General features: G+C 49.7%; 14 protein-coding genes. 8 read left to right on the forward strand and 6 right to left on the reverse strand.

The genetic code is table 11. The annotated features are described in order from the left end of the window. Nucleotides 1–19: 19 nt before the first annotated feature. Nucleotides 20–2,395 (reverse strand): DUF4214 domain-containing protein, encoded by a 2,376-nt coding sequence (locus JSQ80_RS04665; RefSeq protein ID WP_206094527.1) that lies wholly within the window; start codon nucleotides 2,393–2,395, stop codon nucleotides 20–22. A 202-nt stretch (nucleotides 2,396–2,597) separates the two neighbouring features. Between JSQ80_RS04665 and JSQ80_RS04670 the strand changes: the two genes are divergently transcribed. From JSQ80_RS04670 to JSQ80_RS04685, 4 genes are all read left to right on the forward strand, one after another. After that, nucleotides 2,598–4,049 carry a hypothetical protein gene (locus tag JSQ80_RS04670; protein WP_206094528.1) on the forward strand — a complete coding sequence of 484 codons (1,452 nt, stop codon included), beginning with the start codon at nucleotides 2,598–2,600 and terminating at the stop codon, nucleotides 4,047–4,049. 16 nt (nucleotides 4,050–4,065) lie between these two features. Next, on the forward strand, nucleotides 4,066–4,554 hold the full coding sequence (locus JSQ80_RS04675) for a D-Tyr-tRNAtyr deacylase (protein WP_087433338.1): 489 nt from the start codon (nucleotides 4,066–4,068) through the stop codon (nucleotides 4,552–4,554). 115 nt (nucleotides 4,555–4,669) lie between these two features. Continuing rightward, nucleotides 4,670–5,239, forward strand: coding sequence for a class I SAM-dependent methyltransferase (locus tag JSQ80_RS04680; protein ID WP_087433337.1), 570 nt, complete (start codon nucleotides 4,670–4,672; stop codon nucleotides 5,237–5,239). Between the two features lie 59 nt (nucleotides 5,240–5,298). After that, nucleotides 5,299–5,997, forward strand: a complete 699-nt coding sequence (locus JSQ80_RS04685; RefSeq protein WP_206094529.1) for a class I SAM-dependent methyltransferase — start codon at nucleotides 5,299–5,301, stop codon at nucleotides 5,995–5,997. A 178-nt stretch (nucleotides 5,998–6,175) separates the two neighbouring features. Here JSQ80_RS04685 and JSQ80_RS04690 read toward each other — a convergent pair whose 3' ends face one another. Continuing rightward, nucleotides 6,176–6,985: a glycosyltransferase family 2 protein gene (locus JSQ80_RS04690; protein WP_206094530.1), complete on the reverse strand. Its 810-nt coding sequence runs from the start codon at nucleotides 6,983–6,985 to the stop codon at nucleotides 6,176–6,178. Between the two features lie 33 nt (nucleotides 6,986–7,018). Continuing rightward, the gene (locus JSQ80_RS04695) at nucleotides 7,019–7,717 is read right to left on the reverse strand and encodes a class I SAM-dependent methyltransferase (RefSeq protein ID WP_206094531.1); all 699 of its coding nucleotides are present in this window, start codon (nucleotides 7,715–7,717) and stop codon (nucleotides 7,019–7,021) included. 510 nt (nucleotides 7,718–8,227) lie between these two features. Here JSQ80_RS04695 and JSQ80_RS04700 point away from each other — a divergent pair. The 3 genes from JSQ80_RS04700 to JSQ80_RS04710 all read left to right on the forward strand — a co-directional run bounded on the left by JSQ80_RS04700 (nucleotide 8,228) and on the right by JSQ80_RS04710 (nucleotide 10,394). Further along, nucleotides 8,228–8,752 (forward strand): hypothetical protein, encoded by a 525-nt coding sequence (locus JSQ80_RS04700; protein ID WP_206094532.1) that lies wholly within the window; start codon nucleotides 8,228–8,230, stop codon nucleotides 8,750–8,752. A 278-nt stretch (nucleotides 8,753–9,030) separates the two neighbouring features. Continuing rightward, nucleotides 9,031–9,669: a hypothetical protein gene (locus tag JSQ80_RS04705; RefSeq protein WP_206094533.1), complete on the forward strand. Its 639-nt coding sequence runs from the start codon at nucleotides 9,031–9,033 to the stop codon at nucleotides 9,667–9,669. Nucleotides 9,670–9,776: 107 nt separating this feature from the next. Then, nucleotides 9,777–10,394, forward strand: a complete 618-nt coding sequence (locus JSQ80_RS04710) for a histones H3 and H4 (RefSeq protein WP_206094534.1) — start codon at nucleotides 9,777–9,779, stop codon at nucleotides 10,392–10,394. A gap of 96 nt (nucleotides 10,395–10,490) precedes the next feature. Here the strand turns inward: JSQ80_RS04710 and JSQ80_RS04715 are convergent, their stop codons facing one another. The 3 genes from JSQ80_RS04715 to JSQ80_RS04725 are packed head-to-tail and all read right to left on the reverse strand — an operon-like array spanning nucleotide 10,491 to nucleotide 13,670. Then, on the reverse strand, nucleotides 10,491–10,895 hold the full coding sequence (locus JSQ80_RS04715) for a M67 family metallopeptidase (protein ID WP_087433330.1): 405 nt from the start codon (nucleotides 10,893–10,895) through the stop codon (nucleotides 10,491–10,493). 1 nt (nucleotide 10,896) lies between these two features. Continuing rightward, nucleotides 10,897–12,282 carry a hypothetical protein gene (locus JSQ80_RS04720; protein WP_206094535.1) on the reverse strand — a complete coding sequence of 462 codons (1,386 nt, stop codon included), beginning with the start codon at nucleotides 12,280–12,282 and terminating at the stop codon, nucleotides 10,897–10,899. A 59-nt stretch (nucleotides 12,283–12,341) separates the two neighbouring features. Beyond that, the gene (locus JSQ80_RS04725; RefSeq protein ID WP_206094536.1) at nucleotides 12,342–13,670 is read right to left on the reverse strand and encodes a hypothetical protein; all 1,329 of its coding nucleotides are present in this window, start codon (nucleotides 13,668–13,670) and stop codon (nucleotides 12,342–12,344) included. Nucleotides 13,671–13,735: 65 nt separating this feature from the next. Between JSQ80_RS04725 and JSQ80_RS04730 the strand changes: the two genes are divergently transcribed. Continuing rightward, nucleotides 13,736–14,398 (forward strand): BMQ_0737 family morphogenetic spore coat protein, encoded by a 663-nt coding sequence (locus tag JSQ80_RS04730; RefSeq protein WP_087433327.1) that lies wholly within the window; start codon nucleotides 13,736–13,738, stop codon nucleotides 14,396–14,398. The last annotated feature ends 38 nt before the right edge of the window (nucleotides 14,399–14,436 follow it).

Raw genomic sequence — 14,436 nt, forward strand, 5'->3', positions numbered from 1 at the left:
AAGAGGATGTTCATGGAGTTCATATATGCTGCACACGGTCCGCAATCCGCTTGGCGGCATTCGCCCACGTCCATTGTGACAGCACCTGCTGCGAAATCCCCTGACTGCGCTCTTTGACCGCCTCTCGGTTGTCATATACATAGCGCATAATATGTGCCAAATGCTCATAGTCCGGCTCCGCCCATTGGAAGTTGGTATAATACGGGCACTTGGCCACTGCCGGCACCAACCGTTTTACACGGACGGGGAATCCAGTCTGTTCGTTCAAGAAGTCACGCTGCGCGCTCCAATCGGTCGCTATTACCGGGATGCCGCACGCCATCGCCTCCAATAGCGGCATGCCCCAGCCTTCTCCTCTGGTCGGCAGTACGAAACAATCGGCGGAACGGTACATGCTGCCAAGCAAATAAGCAGGAATCGTCTGGTTATAGACAATCAATATTTTGGATTCGACATGTTTTAAATTCAATTTGCGGATTTCCGCACGCACATCGATGTCCGGATCTTTATTCGTAATTTTGCATACAAGCAGCACATCGTCATGAACGAACTCATTTGCGAATGTGCGCAGCATTTCCGCCGGCGCTTTTCGTTCGCCCCATTCAAACACGCTCAAAAACGTATATTTTTCCGAAAAGCGAAACGATTGTATCCCCGGATTGAAATAATTCGGATCGATGCCTAACGGCACGATATGGATCGGCACGCGGACGCCGCTATTGCGGAATGTCTCAACGTTAAAACTGGACGGAACCCATATTTCGTCCATTCTATTGCACTGCCGCACCCATTCCTCCGGCAAGCCGTCAACCTCCAGCATCGTATAGCCGACTTTGTATTTTCCTTCATTTTTAAAGAAAACGTCTCCTTGGCCATAGACGACTTCCGGAGCAGACGAATCTCGTGCGCGCATGCTGAACACATTGATGCGGTAATCGTCGCTCATCTGCGGCTCCACCGTCTGGAACGGAGTTCCCGGGCCATAGACGTACCGGTAATGCATTTTAACGCGAAGCTCGTCGAGCGCTGTCATCATATTTCTTGAAGAGTTGGCATAACCGCTTGATAAATTCGCAATGGAATGCCAGTTCAACTTGTGAGTGTACTGCTCCTCCAGATAGCTGGCCCATTTGTCGCGGAATATGCTCTGCGACTGCATGAACAATTGATTAAAATCGACGTTGTTCACTTTGGTCGTCGCATTCTGCGAATGAATGAGCGTTACCCTTCCGTCATAGACGACCCGGTATCCGTCCGCAATCGCTCTAAGGCAATAGTCAGTATCTTCAAAATAAGCAAAATAATCGGGATCCAGCGTTCCGATGGCATCAAGCAGTTCCCGCTTCAAATAAGCGCACGCAAATACAACCCCTTGCACATCCCGTACACCCTCATACTGATTGATATCCGTTTCCAGCCCGCCAAGCTGCTGGCCCCAGCATGTTTCCGCGTAGATATACGTTCCCGCATGCTGCAGCTTCGCATCGTCCCCCCGCAATCTGCAGCCGACAATTCCGATGTCCCGGGCGGAATAGGCTGTCTCCTGCAGCCTCTCAATCCAATCAGCCTGCGGTGCGACAATATCGTTGTTCAGCAGTATAATGTCGCTGTCCGGATCGCATTGCGCAATCGCCAGATTATTTCCGGCCGTAAATCCGCTGTTCCGCCCATGTTCAATCAGCTTTACCCACTGAATCTCCCGCAAATAGGGCAGAGTCTCATCCGTGCTGCCATTATCGAGGACCACGACGTCGACCAGATCGTTATCCGCCAGGCGGGCAAGGGATGAAATACATTGCTTCGTATGCCTCAGACCGTTCCAGGTCAAGATGACGACAGAAACCTTGCGCTTCAGTGGCGGCGCGGCGGGATGACGGCTTTCCTCCTTCTCCGGCGCAGCCTCATCAATTTCGAACTCGCCGAATTCGAACGGCCCGTTCATTCTTGGCATTTGGGGCGAAGCCAACAGCTGCTGGCATTCCGGCGACACAAGCACACCCAAAATGATCGAGAGACGTGACCTTCCGTTGCGCAGCAAGTTCGCATAATGAGGCACGGCCTCATGCTCCACGTCCCGGCACAGCAGCTCGGCGTACAGTTCATGAACGAAGGAAGCGGAATCGATGGTCAACAAGGTATAGATACGGTGATAAATGCGGGGAGTGACGCCCTGCAGACCGCCAGCGCCTTCCTTGGCGTATGTCTGCTTTAATTCCCTGCTCCGCAAGAAGTTGACCGCAATCGATAACTTCGTATGTCCGGAGCGAAGCAGCCCCGCAAAATGGCTCACGCCGACAATCTCCGGTTCTTTATTCAGCAGTTGTCTGTACAATTCCGTAACATAGGCTTCCTCTTCCAATCGGAACATCTGGTGTAGCTTTTGGATGATGTTCAATATCGATCCCTCCAACACACTGCGGATGATACGGTCATTTGGATCCAGTGTATTAGCACAGCCATTGCTTTGCCTGTGCATTTGACCGTGGCGGGCGCTTTATCGCGCAAACTAAATGCAAGAATAGCCGCAATCCATCCTAATCCGTTCAAGCGCTGAATAAAATGATATCAATGGAAGATCAAGCAGGAGGCGGTTGAAAATGGAACGCCGGTATTTGGTGGCGAACGACTATCATATGTCTATCGTTAAGCCTGCGGACCGCGGGCTTGTTATAGAAACATTGGATCATGCATGGAAAGAGAGCCGCGAGGAATTTGTGCTTGAATATGCGGACCGTCTATACGACATCTGTCAGGACGACAAGCAGTATGTTCATATCGTGTATGCAGATTGCTTTCAACAGCTCGTGCATGCCCGGATTGCCCCTCACGACAGCACGGTGATCAAATGCAAACTGGACGGCGATTTCACGGAGCTTGCCGATCTGAAGATCGCATGCTGCGCCAATCGGCTTCATCTCGCGCTTCGTTTCCCCGGCCGCATCGATCATCTTGCGCTGTCCGGCATCCACTGGACGAAGCTCGGATCGACCGTGACCGAGCTGCCTGTCCGCTCGATTCAGCTTGTGACGGACGGGAACTCGCTCTGGCTTGCAGGCTGCATGATGCAGCAAGCCTGCATCTGGAGCTTCGATCAGGCTGCGGGAACGTGGAGCTTGCTTGACAGCATGTTCCACTTGCCGCACACGGATGCGCAAGGGCCTGTCTTCATTCAGGTCTTACCCGATTGGAACGGCCATCTGCACGTGATGCTGATTCATTTTCTTCACGGAAAGCTCTCCTTTCATTCCTGCGCTGCACCCGAAGAATCGGAATCGGCCAAGGCGGCGGAGGGCAGCATCGCCATTCCTCCCGCTAGGGTGGAATGTGCGGTCTGCGCCGTGGAACGTGAACGACTCCGCTTTTTTTGGCTTGCAGAGGAGAGCATCTATCGCATTGACTACCATATTGCCTGCGGTGCGTGGGGAGGTCTCGATACGGTCCCTGCATCCCATCCGGTTGCATGGCACATCATATCCGCTCTGAAGACCGGCAGCGGCGCGGCGCCGTATTGGCTGTCTGACAGCAATCATATCGGCAGCTTGTTTCAGTTGAGCGGTTGGGGCGTTGAATCATACCGGGCTGCCAGGAATTTCGGGCAAAGCCTGCGTTTCGCCCATCGTGCGATCGCCACCGCCGATTCATTGACGAGACGCCGCAATCAGTTGCATGAAGAACGAGAACGACTGGAGCAGACACTACAGTGCTGGCAGCAGAGAAAATCAACTCTGGAGCAGCGGCTGTCCGTGCTTGAAGAGGAAAAAAACATCCGCCGCGCGCTGCATGTTACTACAGTGGCCGATAAGCTGCTTGCAAAGATGCAGGCCCCCGCTCTGCAGCCTGAAGCCGCACTTGTGAAGGAACAGGAGCCCGGCAAAAATGAGGTGCAAGAGCTCAACCATACTCATATTGCGGAGACCCTCTATGAATCCGCTCCAGTTCCCGCACTGTCAACTGTTTACTATCCCGCACGGTATGAAGACGCAACCCAAGCATCAAGCTTCAAAATCAAAGTGGCCGATCTCTTATCCAAAATGACAAAAATCAGGTAACTGCGAGGTGATGACCATGAATCACTCCCCTGCTTCGGTGTCAGTCGAATGCTTGCTCCAATCTGCGGCCGATATCGATGTAACCATGAGGCGCGTAACCTTGTTCGTGAACGTGCTGTTCCGCAATACGGGACAACAGCCAATTGCGCACCCCCGCATCGTGATTGCTGTTTCCCCAGAGCGCGCTTGCGAGATAAGCGGAAAGATCCTGTCTCCCCAATTGATTCAAACGCTTGCCGTCTATGTAAAGGGCGGCAGGCAATCCGGATGGAAATTCACCGATGATAATTGGTTTCGGTCCGGCAAAGCGAGCGGAGAGTATCACATCGAAGCGATTGAACCTCTAACGCTGTCTCCGGGCGGCGGATGGACTGAAATGAAAGATTTGCAAATCGAATGTGATCTGGACAAACTGGCAAAGCCCTTGACGGTGAACGCTTTTATTATGGCGCAAGACACCCGCTTTTCCGCCCTCAATTCCATCTGTATCAGCATAAGCGCATAAATTGTGCGATTGACCATACAACTTCCTTTCTTCCGATGAATACAGTAAATAACGGATAACAGGCATTACACCATATGTGGGCAGCATACGACACAATGTAATAAGGAGTGAAGAAATGAGAAACATCATTAAAAATTTCGCTGCCATTTGCGCAGCAGTTCTGCCTTACGAGGAGCCGGTATACGAGTTCGGCGCTTATCAGGTCGCGGGCCAGGAAGGCTTTGCCGATCTTCGTCCTTATTTCCCGGGCAAAACGTATGTCGGATGCGACATGCGTCCAGGCGTTGGTGTCGATCTCGTTCTGGATCTTCATCATATTGATCTGCCGGACGAGACGGCAGGACTCGTTATTTCATTGGATACGCTGGAACATGTGGAGGATCCGCGGCTCGCATTGACCGAAATCCACCGCATATTGAAGCCAAACGGGATTGCCATCATCAGTTCGGTGATGAATTTCCCGATTCATGACTATCCGGCTGATTATTGGCGCTTTACGCCGCAAGCATTTGCCAGCATATTGAAACCGTTCGATACCGTCATTACAGATTACGCGGGAGAGGAAATCTTCCCGCATACCGTAGTCGGCATAGGCATCAAAGGAAATGCAGTTCCTCCGGAGTATATCCAACTGTTGCAGCATCATTTGAATCAGTGGAGACAAAACAGCTATCATCAGCATTAAAACCGAGGATGGCAAGCGGTAAACCAGTATGAATCTGGTTGCCATGGGAGGTAAGGATAGTGATTTATTTCTGGAATCAAATCATACATCCGATCTTGCAGTTGACGAAACCAAAAACGATTGTCGAAATTGGGTGCGCGCAAGGGTTAAATACGATGAACCTGTTAAGCTACATCAATGAGGCGGACAACGGACGCCTCATTGCCATCGATCCCTCTCCTCAGTTCGATGTGCAGCAATTGAAGCTGCAGTTCGGGGGTAAGTTCGAGATGCTGCAGGGATTCAGTTTGGAGCTCCTCCCTCACATCCGCCAGAGCGATGCCGTGTTTGTCGACGGGGATCACAATTGGTTTACGGTATATCATGAATTAAAGCATTTAGAGAGAATGGAACGGTTTCCGATCGTATTTTTGCACGATTTGGAGTGGCCTTACGGAAGACGAGACATGTATTATTTTCCGGAATCCATACCTGTTCAATTCCGGAAGCCTAGTGCGAAAAAGGGCATTTTGCCCGGTGTCAACGAATTGGTGGAAGAGGGTCATAATTCATCGGTCCATAATGCCGAGTATGAATACGGGGAGAGAAACGGTGTATTGACCGCGGTGGAGGATTTCATGAAGGAATCGAAGCGGCCTCTGCAATTACACAGAGTTCACAGCCAATTCGGTCTTGGCGTACTAATGCCGGACGACTCGGATATCTATCGCCATTATAATGAAACGGCCCGTCACATCATCGCGCAATCGGGCATGTAAGCGATCATAATCGAAGCCGCAGATGTCCTCGACGTCTGCGGCTATTGCTTGCTCGATTGCCCGCGATATTCTCGGCAGCCTTTTTATATGCGACTCCCGCGGCCTGCATCATTTTGAACGGAGAACCGTTGCTTGAGCTTCAAGTGAAGTTAAGTAATGAGCAAAGCCTCTATCGAGGCTATACCTTCATTGCGATCGGCCCATTTACATCGTAATAATTAAATTGCGAATCGACGCTAAGCGCCTGTTTATGACCCCACTTCCCATGGAAGATGATTTGGTTTTGACCATATAGCGACATCTCAGTCAGACCGAACTGTTCGAGCCATGTCGCATAATCTGATTGTGACGAAGTTTGTGAACCGACATGGTGAACGTAAACGCCGATCGTAAGCACCTTATATCCCCGGTATATGGATTCAAGGCAAATATCCATATCATAATAATGGTGAATCGGATACTGATTCGCGATACCGCCGATTTCAAGAATAAGCTCTTTTCGTATAATTAAGCACATCCCGTCCAGCACAACGGAAGGAACGTAATCCTGTACCATGCGTGTTCCGTGAACTTCGGCATTGATCATGTTGCTTGTGAATGATGTGCGGAATCCTTTGCAATCCATTGAATGCCCTCCGCCGAATCCGGCAACTCCGACATAAGGAACCTGTGACAATACCCGATTTATCTTTACATCAAAATGCGGCTCTAAAATAAGGAGATCATTATGGAGATACATAATGTAAGGTGTATTCAACACCTGCCATGCCTGATTCATGGCAGGGATGACCCCGATGTTCACTTCATTGCGGATATAGTAATCGCCGAGAGCCTGCAGTTCTGCCTGATATTGTATGCTAGAGCCATTATCGATAATCAAGATCGGTATATGTTGGCTGGAATAGGCTCGTATATAATGGATGCACTGCCTTGTCATATCCAATTGATTCAATACTAGAATAGCAATGCCGAATAGTGATGAAGACATCTTTTTCCCTCCTTCTACAAGTCTTTATATCTCCTATAATCCCGACAAAGAGAGAATCGCTTGGATTTGCATATCGACTGCATCATGTTTTGGAACGATAATGCCAAGTCCGCTATTGGAATAGGCTTGATGAAAGCTAACACTTAATGGCGTTTGCTTTAAGAAGTCTTCGACCGCCGTGAGTACGCCGTTGCGTTCCCCATTTTCATAGAGGGCATTGTAGAGAATGCTGTTCGCCCCTCCAACTTCCAGCAATTCCGAGCGGCCGTATTCCATTCCTTTTTTGGCATGCGGATGAAGATAGGCAGGCGGTATCGACTCAGGGAAGTAATACATATCTCTTCTGCCATATGGCCATTGCGTGTCGTGCAGCAGAACGACAGGGAATTTTTCGTCCTGCGAGGCCATCGCCTCAATCAACTTCAATTCATGATATACGGTGTACCAATTGTGGTCTCCGTCGATAAGAATGGCATCGTACTGCCGCAAATGAGGAAGAATTTCCAAGCTGTAATCCATTAGCATATGAAATTCTTTGTGAAAAAGTCTCTTATATTCCAGAACGTCAAACCTAGGGTATGGATCAATAACGAACAATTCTCCGTTTACGGCACGGCAATATTGCAATAGATGACTTGTATTCCACCCATTCTCCGCCCCAATTTCCACAATCTTCCTTACGCCAAATATTTGCAAGAGAGGCAATATTATTTTTTCCCAAAAAGCAAGCATCTCTCTCACCTCCGTTAAATCATTGTATTCCATTACTTGATATTGGTATAAACATTCATACCATTATGAAAAAAGCGGCCTTTGCTTGTCCAATAGAAACAAAAAAGGGCCCTGCCAATTATAGGCAAATGGGCCCCATAGTCACCAATCCACGCCCCGCCGTTCTGATGTCAATTCCCCACAAGCAGAGAGTCAGCCCTTCTCCTCCTCTTGGATGCATACATGAGGATGCTTCGGGCAGTCATCTTCGTCGATGACGACAGGGCCGCAACCATTGTCGGGATCAATAGTTAATACGTCGCCTTGGCAGAAAGGTCTGTCGAACGTCAGCGTGAGCAAGAGCAAATTGTCTGGTTCACTCGTCGGAATGCAATTGCAACATCCGAAAAGTTCTTCAAAGTCGAGGTGCAGGCAGCATGTCGGACAATCTAACACAATCGTTTTTGCGCAAAATGTGGTCTGTACTTTTACTTTGACGATACAAGGAACTTCGCATTTGTTTCCCTTTTTATGATGTCCGTGATCACCGCACTTGCACTTATCGTGGCAGTCGCAGTCGTGCTTGTGCTTGCATTTATCATGACAATCGCAGTCGTGCTTGTGCTTGCATTTATCATGACAATCGCAGTCGTGCTTGTGCTTGCACTTATCGTGGCAGTCGCAGTCGTGCTTGTGCTTGCATTTATCATGACAATCGCAGTCGTGCTTGTGCTTGCATTTATCATGGCAATCACAGTCGTGCTTATGCTTGCATTTATCATGGCAATCGCAATCTTGCTTGTGCTTGCGCTTATCGTGGCAGTCGCAGTCGCGCTTGTGCTTGCGCTTATCGTGGCCGTCGCAGTCGCGCTTGTGCTTGCGCTTATCGTGGCAGCCGCAGTCGCGCTTGTGCTTGCACTTATCGTGGCAGTCGCAGTCGTGCTTATGTTTGCACTTATCGTGACAATTGCACTCATGATGGCGGTCGTTATGATGATGAATTATACATTTTTCCTTCAAATTATCGTTGGTCACGGTAATATCAAGGTCACATAACGGTTGTTTTGTCTCATTCCGCAATATGAACTTAATCGCGTTTTCACAGTGAGCCGTCACGTGCAGCGTGCGGAAGACAAGCTTTTTCTTTAATGGGATCGTCATTTCTTACCTCCTCAATCTAACTTTCTAATCTATAAATATGCTGATTCAACGATGAAGGTTTGTGCGAATGAATCTAGCGATCCATCCATACCATCGATTCCGGCTGTTCATACAGTAGTAATGTGAAGGGACAACACCAAGTCCTTTAACAAGCCTAAAGGAGGTTATTTTATATGCCAATTATTCCTATTCAACGGCTTACAAGCACCACAGCCAACGTAGTCAGCGCGGATACCCGGGCAAATGCAGCTATTTTAGCGCTTAGCGGCGCAGCTCCTAACGTAGTCAATGTAGGAAACGCGCCATTGATATGGCCTGAAATTCGCAAGTTCGACAATGACAACACCATATTTTCCCTTGCTCCGGATCCACAGGCCGTATGGACGCAGCCGACGTTCATTCCCGGAGAAACCCACGGCTTTGCCGCAGTATCCATTACGGTTCCATTGACAATCGGTATCGTCAATGATTTTCTAATCGCTTTGACCGTATTTGCCGACAACGCCGTGACCGCACGGATTCAAGCCGTCAGCTCGCTTGGAATCAGCTTGTTCCCGGTTCCAGGGCTGGATGTCGACTTGAACGCCGGCTCGTTGGACCCAACCACCGGCGTAACGACCGATGTCGCCAACCCGTATAACTGGCAAAGAGTCCGCTTCTACTCGATCCCGGCTTCCCTCGGATTAATCAATATCAGCATTGGCGTGCGATTCGTCTTCTCCTTCCAAGTGACGAACTATCTCACCAACGGCGCCATCAACACGGCCGGCTTGGCCTTCGCGGCCGATATTTATCAAAACACCCTGCTCTAATCTGAGAAAATTGATGTAATCTAGGACAGCAACAGCCATACCCGTTATTCATGCGGGTATGGTGCTCTCATCTTATGGCATCATTATTGGATAGGAGGTTGCAAATCGTGCCATTGCTTCCGATTCAGAGACTAGTAAGCCATACCGCGACCGTAGTCGGCGCTGCCGACAGAGAGACGGCTGTCGGCCAGCTGTTGTCCGGAACGGCTCCAAATGTCATCAAGACAGGCAAGCTGTATGACAAAAACAACGCCCTTGCGAGGCTATTTAATGACGGCAGCGCGTTTCTGCCCGTCCCCGATCCGCATATTGTGAAATATGCTGCCGCGAATCAAGCTGACTGCAGTCAGGGCTATGCGGCGCAATCCCATCCGATTAATCTGGACCTGTCGAACAATTTTCTTATTGTGCTCATGGTGTTCAGCACAACTGAATTGCATACTCGTGTTGACATTGCAGATTTAGATACCCTGAACCTTCTTCATTCATGTCCTCAGCCTATGAACCCAGGAAGAAAATCCCTGCTCATTTTCTCTTCCTTGAATGCGGACAGCCACAGCCGCTCACAATGCTTGCGGAGCTACACAATACCGGTTGTGTTCGATGAGGCGTGGACGGGACTGGATGTCAAATTCGTCTTTTCCTTTGAACCTGCAGATGAACGCGACCCGATCCCGGAAGGGTTGGCTTTCATTGCGGAAATCTATCAATCGATTCCCCTGTAGGACGTGTTGTAAAAGGGGGACTTGGGAATTCTGGAAGCCTACAATAAACAAAAACGGTCCCTTATCCATACTGCAAAGACAAAGATAAGAAGACCGTTAGGAAGGAACAAGCCAAATCGGCTCATGTTGCACATCTCCCCCCGTGATGCGGTAGCTGCGGACGCGCGGTCGCAACCGGTTCAATGATACGATAAGGTACGAACAGGGATACGCAACATGTTCAATATCGAATGCGGACGGGTAAGGGTAACTATTCGGATGAGAATGATATATTCCTAACAATTCTTCATTGTGCTGCTTCATTTCCTGTAAAGCCGCCACCACTTGCTCCGTATCCATAGCGAACGATACAGGGCTCTGATTGACGTTCCGCATATTCCAGCAGCGTCCGGCCGTCCCACCGCTTCCGGACAGCAGGCCGCAGGCTTCAAGCGGTTTCTCTTCCATGCAGTGACGAACCATTTCACGATAGGCTCCTGCTGCGATTCGAAGGCAGCCCATATTACGATTTCTGAGCCCTTTCTCTCTCTAACGTCATCATATTAAACGGTTTTTGTTCCTGCTTTTTTCCTTGCTTTTGCGACATCTGATTCATGTAACTAAAAAATGACGGGTTGCGGCGCTGTTCCTCATCGGATGGCCCCTGCTCCTTCTTTGCCGTCTGCGTGTGCAGCCATATAAAAGTCGAATATGTTGGCGTATGCTTGGAACGCGTGTCCTGCCCTTCTTCTGCCAAAGCCTTCATCCCGTTCTCGCCTTGACGTTCCGATTCAATGCGATCCTCTGGTTCTGTGCCGGCAGTGACAGTGTGAACAGCTTCGGCTGCATCTGCTTCACTTGCTTCCAGCAAGGTTTCCGGCGGAAATTGTGAATCTGAATCAGTGATAGTATGGATTTCATCGTGTTCATAGACCTCATAAGCTTCATAGGCTTCATTTTCTTCATTTAGTTCAATTGCTTCATTCATTTCCTCTTCTTCATTGTTCTCAATTGCCTCATACCCTTCATTTCCTTCATTAACCTCAATTGCCTCATACTCTTCTTCATCTGTTTCATCCGCATCGTTCACAAGCTCATCCTCGACTGCATTCGGAATGCCAACCGCTCCGGTTAGTTGGCCTGCATCATCTGCGGCTGCAGCTGCTGGGCCCGATTCCACTGTTTCTACATCGCAGTGCTGTTCCGCAGCTATTGAATCATCCGTCTCTTGCTGAACGGCAAGGCCAGCTTGCTCCATCCACTGCAGCGTTCGAATGAGGTCAAGGACCGGCTGCTTCGCAAAAAATGAGGTCGCCGCGCATACAAAGCTTCGGGACAACTGCTCCAACTCCAGCGGAGACAACGCATAGAGCCTTCCGTACGTTAAAGCAACCATCGGCATATTGTGGCCGGATAAAGGAGAAATATAACTCTTTATCTTCTTCCAATTCAACGACACCCCGCCGACAGGCAAGTCAGATAGCTTCACAATATTTTGGATAAGCAATTGTGCCAGCTGTTTGCTTGATTTCATCTGCTGAACAAAAAAATGGGCTGTGACCTTATTCTCGTCCTGATCAGGCTCCAACACCGAAAGCCAAATACTCGGCTTCGCTCCGTTCAACTCAGATAAGCATGCCTTTCGTTCATCCTCTGTTTCAACAATCCATACCTGCAGCCCAGCTGCTCTAAGCGCTTCACTGGCGAGCGTCAGCAGTCTGTCGGTAACCCGTTTGCATTTGCTTTCCAATACGACCTGATGCCCCGACAACGGATTGACAATATTGAGCGTATCGTTTTCTTTGTCCAAATGAAAAGTAAACGAATGCATGCCAAGCAGTTGATACACATCGGGAAGCATCGATTCGGAAATCGTGCAGAGCGGTTTGGAGCTAATTTGGATTTTCATCTGTTCCCCCTCCGTTCTGATCTGGGTAAATCCTGAAAAGCCCACTTTTCGAACTACACTTATAATATGAAGCGCAGAGAGAATGTTTCCGCATCGGCCGCCTCCTGCAGCTTCTTTATTTCCGCCAGTACTTCGCGCTCCATTTGTTCCAGCATCCGGCACTGCTCCATGATCTGCTGCAGCGACATTTCTTTTGCCGCATTGCCGCTGTCCATCTCGTTGACGGCTGCTTGCAGCCCATCCACCTTGCCTTCGAAATGCCGGAATAACCTTTCCACCTGCAAGCCGTAGAAAGCTAACCCGGTGTCAACAGGCAGCAAAGCCTTCATCGCAGAGAACGAGTTCAGCAAATCAATCTCTTCAATCGGCCGGAAGAAAGGTGCCCCCACTCCGAGCAAGAGCACCGGAATGAGCCAGTCAGATTCGCTTATGATGCTCTGGACGATTGACAGCTGCGCCTGTGGTGAAAAGCATATATCGGTAAAGGGCGACCAGCACTCCCCGTAATCCGTCGAATATGTAATCGCAATTCGCCCGCCCTCTTCAACCAGCAGCAGCAGCAGCATTTCTCTCCTGCATATAAAGTAGGGCTGCGGCACCGCATCTTCAAATCGAACCGATAGCGGCATGCATGATCCGGGAATTCGCGTTGGGTTGGCATAATGAGATGCAACCGCCGTACCGCTGAGGATCGTCCACGCCGCATGAGGCTGGCCGTCTTCATCGACGGACAATCCAATCTTCCACCGCTGGCGAACCTCTGCCGCTGCGAACAGGCGCATCCATACCTCGTCGCTCTCGTGCTTGAAATCCACTTCAAGCAGCTCAAGAGCATGCTGCTCTTCTTCATCGCTGCACACATGAAACAAGCCGTAAAGCCTCCCTTGCTCGCTTACGGTAAATAACGCTTGCTCGATACGTTGGCCCGTTTGACCCGGACTCATATCCGGAAACGTAACGGAACGCTCGCGCCACACTCCTTTATGGCAGACTTTCATCTTGAACGTCAGCGCCTCTTGCTCTTTCACGACATAACCAATATATAGGGCGGACCGATGCATGAATAAATACGGGAACCCGGCACTCCCGCTGCGCTCAATGCACCGTTCCTGCTGCAGGCCCGTATCCAGAGAACACTTCAAATAGTAGAGACCCGTATCGCATTGCGCCAGAACATGAATTTGATGCTCAGATGGGATCGCGCAAAATTGTCTGATCGGCCCGTGCGCCTGCCATGTCATGAACAGCGGCGGCTCCTGCAGCCGATGCACCGCATGCTGCAGCACCCCGTCACGGTTAATGCCGAGCCAATGCGAACCTTGCGGCATTTGAAAAAAGACATTCCTCAGCACCGTTATCCCTCCAAAAAATTCATGGGGTTTCGTCACCTTTTTATTACCTCCTCCATAGACTGTATTGAATTTGAATTCTATAAAGGAGGCCTGAAACATCAATGGAGAGCAAGTTGGTTCAAGGGCAGACGACACCCCCCGAATATTTGCCTTTACCCTCTTTGGAATGTATAGAGGTTCCTAAAATATTCGATTGGGTGTTGAAAGTAACCCAAATTGTCGACGAGTCCACAGTCGATCCGATGTCCTGCTTACCGCTTCCGACCTCATTCCGAATCGAGGTAAGAGTAGTTGACGTCGACTGCGAAGAGAAAGTTGGTTCTACGAGAGAAAACGTAGTTGTCACGGTCGGTGGCACTCCAGTGACGTTGCAACGGGTAGTCATAAGAAAGTTCGGAACGTATGAGGTAACGATTATCGACACCTCGGTTATCCCGAACGTTGTGCACTGCAAATATACGAAGAACTTCGTGCGCTTTGAAAAAGTGCTCTTGTGCGCTCCTCCGGGAACGGTAATCGATTGCCATATCGTGCCGGAAGCAACAAGAATCGAGTTCTTGGATATCGTGAACAACACGTTCGTCAACGTCGATATCGTCATTTGCCAAAGCATTCAAGTGAAAGCTAACGTCAAGATGATGGTTGAAGCGGAATTGTGCCAGCCGCGCGCTGAAATTCCGATTCCGGAAGGTCCTTGTGTGGTCACGTTCCCTCAACAATGCCCTGACGTCTTCCCTGGTGCGCCTTATCCGTTCCCTGGATAATTTAAATGCTGATCGCTTGGGGTGGTGGACCAAACCAT

This window comes from Paenibacillus apiarius (assembly GCF_017052585.1).
GTDB lineage: Bacteria > Bacillota > Bacilli > Paenibacillales > Paenibacillaceae > Paenibacillus_B > Paenibacillus_B apiarius.

Excerpts from the sequence above, each read along its gene's own strand:
- JSQ80_RS04715 (WP_087433330.1), bottom strand. The coding sequence starts at position 10,895 with ATGGGCTGCCTTCGAATCGCAGCAGGAGCCTATCGTGAAATGGTTCGT.
- JSQ80_RS04680 (WP_087433337.1), top strand. The coding sequence starts at position 4,670 with ATGAGAAACATCATTAAAAATTTCGCTGCCATTTGCGCAGCAGTTCTG.
- JSQ80_RS04720 (WP_206094535.1), bottom strand. The coding sequence starts at position 12,282 with ATGAAAATCCAAATTAGCTCCAAACCGCTCTGCACGATTTCCGAATCG.
- JSQ80_RS04700 (WP_206094532.1), top strand. The coding sequence starts at position 8,228 with ATGATGTCCGTGATCACCGCACTTGCACTTATCGTGGCAGTCGCAGTC.
- JSQ80_RS04730 (WP_087433327.1), top strand. The coding sequence starts at position 13,736 with ATGGAGAGCAAGTTGGTTCAAGGGCAGACGACACCCCCCGAATATTTG.
- JSQ80_RS04690 (WP_206094530.1), bottom strand. The coding sequence starts at position 6,985 with ATGTCTTCATCACTATTCGGCATTGCTATTCTAGTATTGAATCAATTG.
- JSQ80_RS04705 (WP_206094533.1), top strand. The coding sequence starts at position 9,031 with ATGCCAATTATTCCTATTCAACGGCTTACAAGCACCACAGCCAACGTA.
- JSQ80_RS04675 (WP_087433338.1), top strand. The coding sequence starts at position 4,066 with ATGAATCACTCCCCTGCTTCGGTGTCAGTCGAATGCTTGCTCCAATCT.
- JSQ80_RS04695 (WP_206094531.1), bottom strand. The coding sequence starts at position 7,717 with ATGCTTGCTTTTTGGGAAAAAATAATATTGCCTCTCTTGCAAATATTT.
- JSQ80_RS04670 (WP_206094528.1), top strand. The coding sequence starts at position 2,598 with ATGGAACGCCGGTATTTGGTGGCGAACGACTATCATATGTCTATCGTT.